Here is a 6793-nt window from a genome sequence, read left to right as displayed (position 1 = left end):
AACGGCGCCGAGGCCAACCATGAGACCGAGGCCCGCGTCCGCAAGGAGGTCGACACCCTCTGCAGCACCTTCCCGCTCTACCCGAACCTGTGAAAAACCCCGCCGCGGCCGCACGGAAATTCCAGAATTTCCGTCCGCTCAGCGGTCAGGGCCGGCATCAGAAATCCGTCGGGGCGCCGGCCACAGGCCCGAGCGGGTTTGTCGGATCAACGGGTATTGCGCGACAGGCACCCCGGCAATTGGTTGATCCCAACTCCGCCACAGCGGGGTAAAGTCGCGGCACAACCGCCTGAACGGCGCCCTCGGGTCGGAATTTCGGGCATGGGTCGGCCAGCAGGTGCGCCGCCTCAGGTCCAGTGCACCTGCTCGGCACCGGGCAGAGCGTGGCGTGCCCTGAGTGGCGCCTCGTACGGCAGGCCCTGCGTGTCGCAGAAGGCGACGACCCAGGCGTCGTCCATGGTCACGAATTCCAGCACCGAGGCGAGAAACGCAGGGACGCGCGCCAGCGCGCGCAGATCCTCTGCGGCGGCCCCGGTCGAGGCGAGGAACACGGGGCAGAGGTCCTCGTTGCCGGCCAGCCAGCCCAGGGCCCGAATGGCGACATCCTCGGCCTGTTCAGGTGTCATCGGCGGTCCCTGCCCTCCTGGAAACGGTTTATTAACGAATAGCGCCGACATTGGGATTGGGGAAGGTCAATGGCCGCTTGGAAGGATCAAAAGAATGCCCGGCGACATCCTGATTGTCGACAGTGTGGCCACCAACCGCATCGTTCTCAAGGTAAAACTCGTGGCAGCGCAACACCGCGTGCGCCCCTGCGCGGATACCGCCTCGGCCCTCGCGGAGATCGCGACCGCCCTGCCCGACCTTGTCGTACTGGACGTAACGACCGACAGCGCCGCGGCCCTGGCGTTTTGCCGCAGGCTCAAACAGCAGGCGGAGACTGCCCTGGTCCCGGTGATCGCCACCGGCAGTTTTTCCCGCCCGGGCGACCGCGTGCGCGCGCTCGAGGCCGGGGCCGACGACGTGCTGGCCCGTCCGGTCAACGACCAGATCCTTCAGGCACGCATCCGGTCGCTTTTGCGCGCGCGCGACGCCAATCTCGAGCTGCGCCTGCGTGAGGACACGCGCCGCGCCCTGGGCTTTGCCGAGGCGCCGGCCGGCTTCGACCCCGGTGCCACAGTCGTCGCCCTGTCGCCTGATCCGCGGTTTCTGCGGTGCGCGGACCGCAAGTTCGCCGGGTGCCGGAACATCCGGGTTCGCGGGGCCGGGTTCAGCCCGGGCGCGGGCCTGCCCGGCGAACTCTCCGGCGATCTGCTGCTTGTCGACGGCCGCGACGCGGCCCTGCCCGAGGCCGAACTTTACCGCCTGCTGTCGGAACTGCGCAGCCGATCCGACACCCGCAATGCCGCCATCCTGGTCGTCCTGCCCGAGGGCCAAGCCACGGTCCAGGCCATGGCGCTGGATCTGGGCGCCAACGACCTGGTCACGGCCGGGGCCAGCGCCCAGGAACTGGTGCTGCGGGCCACCGGCCTGATCGCCGACAAGCGGCGCAACGACGCCCTGCGCGACACGGTGCGCTCGGGGCTGCGTGCGGCCGTCACCGACCCGTTGACCGGGCTGTTCAACCGCCGCTATGCCCTGCCCCACCTTGAGAACATGGCCGGGCGCGCGACCGAGGCCAATCACCGGATGGCCGTGATGGTGCTGGATATCGACCACTTCAAGGACATCAACGACCGCTACGGCCATGCCGCCGGGGACGAGATCCTGCAACAGGTCGCCGGACGGCTGCGCGACAACGTCCGCGCCGTCGACCTGCTGGCGCGTATCGGCGGCGAGGAATTCCTTGTCGCCATTCCCGAAAGCGGCGCCGACCACGCCCGCCAGGCCGCCGAGCGATTATGCCAGGTGATCTCGCGCGCGCCCTTCTACGTGGGCGGCGATGCCCATGCGATCCACGTCACCATGTCGATCGGCGTCAGCCTGTCCGGTCCGGACCCGGCGCCGCTGCTCAGCAAGGCGACGGCGGCCACGGGCGACCTTGTCCGCGCCGCCGACCTGGCGCTCTATGCCGCCAAGGGGTCGGGGCGCAACACGGTCAGCCTTTCGGCGGCGTGATGGCCCGAACGGGCCCCTCGCGCCCCATGCCGCACGTGCCGGGCCGACACCCGCAGCCGGTCGCCCGGCGGCCAGACTCAGTCCCCATGGCCGCCCCGGCCATGATCGCGCGGGCCGACCCCGCCGCGCAATTCGGCCTCGAACCGGTCGGCAAGGGCGCGGCGCTCGGCCGGCGACATGGTGGCGAGCTGGTCGATGACCTGATCCGCGGCGCGGCCCCGGATGGTTCGCAACCGGCCAAACTGACGGTCCATGAGCGCACGTATCCGCGCCGGCTCGAAGGTCTCGGCCCGTAGCGCGTCGCGCATGGCACGCATGTCGCGGCGCATCTCGACGCGGGCGCGCCGCTCGACCGGCCGCCGCGCCTGCAAACCAGTGCGAATCGCGGCGCGGTCCTCGGCCTCGAACGCGCGCAACAACGGGCCGAGCGTCAGGTCCACACGGACACCGCCACCGCCGGGTGGACCACCACGCAGCACGGCACCGACCACGAGCCCCAAAACAAGGATGTTCAGCGCCAGCGACACCACCAGCAGCCAGCGCCGCCAGCGGCCTTCCCGGCCTGTTTCGCGACTCTGCGCGGCGCTCACGGTGCCGCCTCCAGCCCGGCCAGGGTCTCGGTGCCCAGCAGCGGCACCGCCACGATCTGCGCCCCCAGCACGCCCTGTGACAGGGCCGACAGGCCGGCGGGCGGCGATATCCCGATCCACAGCCCGGTCACCCCCGCCGCCGCCATCGGGCCGACCGCGGCCCAGCCGCCCAGCGCCGCCCAGACCGCGGCCAGGGCGGATCGGCGCGGTGCGCGGGCCGCCGCGCGCGTATCAAGCTCCTGCTCGGCATCAGCCATGACCCTGGCCAACAGGTCCTCTCCGGGCTGCGCGGGCGGCTGCGCCCGCGCCACCCCGATCACCTCGCGGAACAGCGCCTCGTCGCGGTCATGCGTCATCGTCATATCCCAACTCTGCCCTGCGCCCCCGCAGGCGCGCAATCAGTCCTTTCTTGCCCCGTGCAACAAGGCTTTCCACCGTGCGCAGGCGCTCGCCCATGATCCGCGCCACCTCGGGGTTCGGCAGATCCTCGAGGTGGCGCAGGGCCACGGCCCGGGCCTGCCGCTCGGGCAGGTCGGCCAAGGCCGCGCGCAGCGCCGCCCGGCGGGCCGCCTCCTGCATCCCCGCTGCCGCGCCGGGGGTGTCGTCCTGCGGTTCCGGCACCGCCTCGAGGGCCACGCCGCGCCCGGTCTTGCGCAGCCGGTCGGTGCAGAGGTTCGCCACCACCCGGTAAAGCCAGGTCGTCACGCGAGCCCGGTCCGCCTCCCAGTCGGGGGCGATACGCCAGAGCCGCAGCATGGCCTCCTGCGCCACGTCCTCGGCCTCTGCGGCGTCTCCCAGCATCCGCTGCGCCTGGCCCAGCACCCGCGGCAGCACTCGATGGGTGAGCGCCAGCGCCGCGGCCCGATCACCCTGCGCATAGGCCGCCAGAAGGGCCTCGTCGCTTGGTCTGTCCTGCAAGGGCGGCACACTCATGGGTCAGCGGCGTAGTCAGAACCCGGCCCCCGGGCAAGGCGGGCCGCACGGCCAAGGGCAACTAGCGGCTCCGCGCGACACGGCCTGGCCCCCCGGCGCGCCGGCCTACTGGCCGCGCCCGCGATGGCCGCGCGGCCCGCCTATCCGTGCACTCATGCGATCCTGGAGGGACTCGAATTCCTGCGCGTCAAGCGCGCCATCCCCGTCGTCATCGAGCCTCTGGAAAAGCCGCCCGTCGCCCTGCGCACGGCCGCCCCCGGCCCGCATCTCCTCGATTTGCAACTGCCCGTCGCCGTTGGTGTCCAGCTTGTCGAGGCGCGCCGCGATGCGATCGGCCATGCGCGCGGCCATGCGCGCCTCGGCCGCGGCGGTCATTTCCTGCGCGCTCAGGGCGCCGTCGCCGTTGCGGTCGGCGGCATCGAACCGCGTCCGGGCACGGGCCTGCATGGCCTGGCGCATCTCGTCCGGGGTCAGGCGCCCGTCGGCGTCGAGGTCCAGGCTCTCGAACGCGGGCAAAGCGACGCCGGGGCCTTGGCCGACACCGCGCGCCTCGGCATCTGCGGTCAGCGCGAGGCCGGCGGTGATGGCGCCGATCAGAAGGGGGGTCCTTGCGGTCATGGGTCTTGTCCTTTCGGTTGGCGCCCCGTCGTCGGGGCGGCTTGGGGACACCTGTCCGGGCGGTGTCTGGTTCTTGAACGCGCGGGGGCCGGGGTTCCGTCGCCGACGACACAAGAAATCTGACTGTCACGCGACATCCCGACGCGGCGACCGGATCGCCCCTTTCCTTCGTTCGCGACAGGGGCCACGCTTAACAGCTAGAATGAGGACAACATGGCCGATAAACCCGGACCGCCGATGACAGAGGACGACCGCCCCATGAAACGGGCCATGTGGCGCGGGCTGCGCCGTCGCTGTCCGAACTGCGGCGAAGGCACGATGTTCAAGGGCTATCTCAAGGTGGCCGACGAATGCCCGGCCTGCCAAGAGACGCTGAGCCATCACCGCGCCGATGACGGGCCGGCCTACCTGACGATCCTCGTGGTCGGCCACCTGATGGCGCCGCTCATCCATGTGGCCTTCACGCAGTTCCGGCCCGACCCACTGGTGCTTGCCACCGTCTTTACCATTGGCTGCGTCGCGCTGTCGCTTTATCTTCTGCCGCGAATGAAGGGGATGGTGGTCAACATCCAGTGGTCCCGCCGGATGCACGGGTTCGACGACGAGGCCTGAGCCCCGGCCCTGCCGAAACGGGAAAGGCGGCCATGGACAAGTGTGCGATCCGCGACGCGGCCACGATGATCGTGCTGCGCGACCGGGCCAGCGACCCGCGGGTCCTGATGGGCCAGCGCGGTGCGCGGGCGGCCTTCATGCCGTCGAAATTCGTGTTTCCCGGCGGCGCTGTGGACGCGGCGGACAGCGATGTACCCTTCGGCCGCCCCCTGGCCCGGCCCTGCGCCGACCGCCTGGCCGAGGACAGCCGCTGTCCCGCCGCCGGGCTGGCCGCCGCGGCCATCCGCGAACTGTGGGAGGAAACCGGCCAGCAGATCGGCCGCCCCGGCGCCTGGCCCGACGCGCCGCCGGGCTGGCGCGGCTTTGCGGCCACGGGCCACCTGCCGGATGCCGCGCCGCTGCACTTCGTCTTTCGCGCGGTCACGCCGCCGGGACGGCCGCGCCGGTTCGACGCGCGCTTTTTCCTGGCCGAGGCCGAGGCGCTGACCACCAATCCCGACGATTTTTCGCGCGCCGAGGACGAATTGAGCGGGCTGCGCTGGGTCCGACTGGCCGAGGCGCGGGCGCTGGACCTGCCCTTCATCACCGAGGTCGTGCTGGCCGAAGTCGCCGCCGGTCTTGATCGCCCCGGTAAGCCCGCGCATGTGCCCTTCTTTCGTAACGACGACGAACGCCACCTGATCACGCAGCTTGGTGGGAATTCGCCGCTGGACCGGGTTTAGGGTGCGGGCCGGGCCGACGCCGATGGCGCGGCATGATCCGGACGCCGCGGGTCCGTCAGGCCGGGTCTCACTCCGGCGTCTAGAGCGGATGCGGCACCGGGTCCTTGGGCCGCAGCAGGTGCAGCCGGAAGACCTGCGCGTAGGAGGAATAGCGATAGGCCGCGTTGCGGCGCAGGTAATCGGCGCGGTTGGCATGATACAGCGCGGGCAGGTGGTACCAGGGCACCGCCGGGTGCATGTGATGGACCACGTGCAGGTTGTTGTTGAGAAACAACCAGGCCAGCGGCCCGCGGTCCTCGATGATGACGGTGCGGGCGCGGGCCTTTTCGTGGGCGCGGTGCTCCAGAAAGGTGCGGATCCCGAGCAGCGACAGCCCGAGGTAGACCGCCAGCGCGTAGGCCCCCAGCGGCATCGTCGACGCCCCGACCAGCCCCAGCACCGACGCCAGCGCCGGCAGATGCGCCAGCCAGCCGGCGATGACCTGCCGGTCGCCGGCCCGTATCGCCGCCACGTCGCCGCGCAGCCAGAAGAGCGTGCCGATCACCGGCCCCAGAAGCAGGCGCCCGGCCAGCGTGTTGTTGACGCGCAGAAGCGCCCTGACGGGCCGCGACAGCGCCGACCAGCGGGCCGGGGCGAGGTAGTTGGATTCCGGGTCGTCGTAAGGATCGGTCAGGTGTTCGTCGCGGTGATGCGCCAGATGCGTGTCGCGAAACCGCGCGTAGGGCACCACCAGCGCCAGCGCCGGGGCCATGAGCAACGCGTTTAGCCGGGCCGAGGCGAAGGGGTGGCCGTGGATCGCCTCGTGGCTGAGCGACGAGTGAAAGGCGATGACGACGCCCAGCAGGACAACCGCCAGCGGCACTGACAGGCCGGCCAGCAAGAACAGCGCCATGGCCCACAGGGCGTAGCAGCCCAGGATCAGGCCAAGGGTCAGCCCCTCGACCCGCGCGGTTTGGGTGGCAGAGGTCGCCGGGCCACCCGGCTTATCCATGCAGGCGCCCCCAGGGGATGCGCGCCCAGACGCGTTCGTAAGCGACGTAGAGACAGAACCCCACGGCCGTGTTGGCCAGCGCCATGGCCCCGCCCAGCGCCACGGACCCGGTTATCACCAGGCCGACAAGGCTCATGCAGATCAGACCGATCACTTGCCAGATCACCGCTTTCAACAGGCTGCGACGGGGGGTCTCCATAGGGCGCCTC

General features: G+C 70.9%; 10 protein-coding genes. 3 read left to right on the top strand and 7 right to left on the bottom strand.

Features of this window, described 5'->3' with window-relative positions:
• Positions 1 to 347 precede the first annotated feature (347 nt).
• Positions 348 to 626, bottom strand: a complete 279-nt coding sequence (locus BU124_RS12665) for a DUF3572 domain-containing protein (protein ID WP_084863950.1) — start codon at positions 624 to 626, stop codon at positions 348 to 350.
• Between the two features lie 94 nt (positions 627 to 720).
• Between BU124_RS12665 and BU124_RS12660 the strand changes: the two genes are divergently transcribed.
• The gene (locus BU124_RS12660) at positions 721 to 2118 is read left to right on the top strand and encodes a diguanylate cyclase (protein ID WP_084863949.1); all 1398 of its coding nucleotides are present in this window, start codon (positions 721 to 723) and stop codon (positions 2116 to 2118) included.
• A 77-nt stretch (positions 2119 to 2195) separates the two neighbouring features.
• On the opposite strand, the gene BU124_RS12655 is transcribed toward BU124_RS12660, so the two are convergent.
• From BU124_RS12655 to BU124_RS12645, 4 genes are all read right to left on the bottom strand, one after another.
• Positions 2196 to 2708, bottom strand: a complete 513-nt coding sequence (locus tag BU124_RS12655; RefSeq protein WP_179141921.1) for a periplasmic heavy metal sensor — start codon at positions 2706 to 2708, stop codon at positions 2196 to 2198.
• Complete coding sequence (locus tag BU124_RS14850) at positions 2705 to 3064, bottom strand: hypothetical protein (protein WP_179141920.1); 360 nt, start codon at positions 3062 to 3064, stop codon at positions 2705 to 2707. Before BU124_RS14850 ends, BU124_RS12655 begins: the two co-directional genes overlap by 4 nt.
• Positions 3054 to 3641, bottom strand: a complete 588-nt coding sequence (locus BU124_RS12650) for a sigma-70 family RNA polymerase sigma factor (protein WP_084863947.1) — start codon at positions 3639 to 3641, stop codon at positions 3054 to 3056. The genes BU124_RS14850 and BU124_RS12650 overlap by 11 nt, the downstream gene beginning before the upstream one ends.
• Before the next feature lie 105 nt (positions 3642 to 3746).
• Complete coding sequence (locus BU124_RS12645) at positions 3747 to 4259, bottom strand: EF-hand domain-containing protein (RefSeq protein WP_084863946.1); 513 nt, start codon at positions 4257 to 4259, stop codon at positions 3747 to 3749.
• 213 nt (positions 4260 to 4472) lie between these two features.
• Here BU124_RS12645 and BU124_RS12640 point away from each other — a divergent pair, with 213 nt between their 5' ends.
• Both BU124_RS12640 and BU124_RS12635 read left to right on the top strand, forming a co-directional pair.
• Positions 4473 to 4871, top strand: a complete 399-nt coding sequence (locus tag BU124_RS12640) for a DUF983 domain-containing protein (protein ID WP_084863945.1) — start codon at positions 4473 to 4475, stop codon at positions 4869 to 4871.
• 32 nt (positions 4872 to 4903) lie between these two features.
• Positions 4904 to 5593, top strand: coding sequence for an NUDIX hydrolase (locus tag BU124_RS12635; protein WP_084863944.1), 690 nt, complete (start codon positions 4904 to 4906; stop codon positions 5591 to 5593).
• Positions 5594 to 5672: 79 nt separating this feature from the next.
• On the opposite strand, the gene BU124_RS12630 is transcribed toward BU124_RS12635, so the two are convergent.
• Together BU124_RS12630 and BU124_RS12625 are read right to left on the bottom strand one after the other, a co-directional pair.
• Entirely contained in the window at positions 5673 to 6584 is a 912-nt protein-coding gene (locus BU124_RS12630; protein WP_084863943.1) for a fatty acid desaturase, read from the bottom strand.
• Entirely contained in the window at positions 6577 to 6783 is a 207-nt protein-coding gene (locus BU124_RS12625) for a DUF2061 domain-containing protein (protein ID WP_084863942.1), read from the bottom strand. Before BU124_RS12625 ends, BU124_RS12630 begins: the two co-directional genes overlap by 8 nt.
• Positions 6784 to 6793 lie beyond the last annotated feature (10 nt).

It is taken from the genome of Salibaculum halophilum (assembly GCF_002094885.1).
Lineage (GTDB): Bacteria > Pseudomonadota > Alphaproteobacteria > Rhodobacterales > Rhodobacteraceae > Salibaculum > Salibaculum halophilum.
Note: the sequence above shows the minus strand (reverse complement) of the source record. Positions and strands in the feature narration are given on the sequence as shown.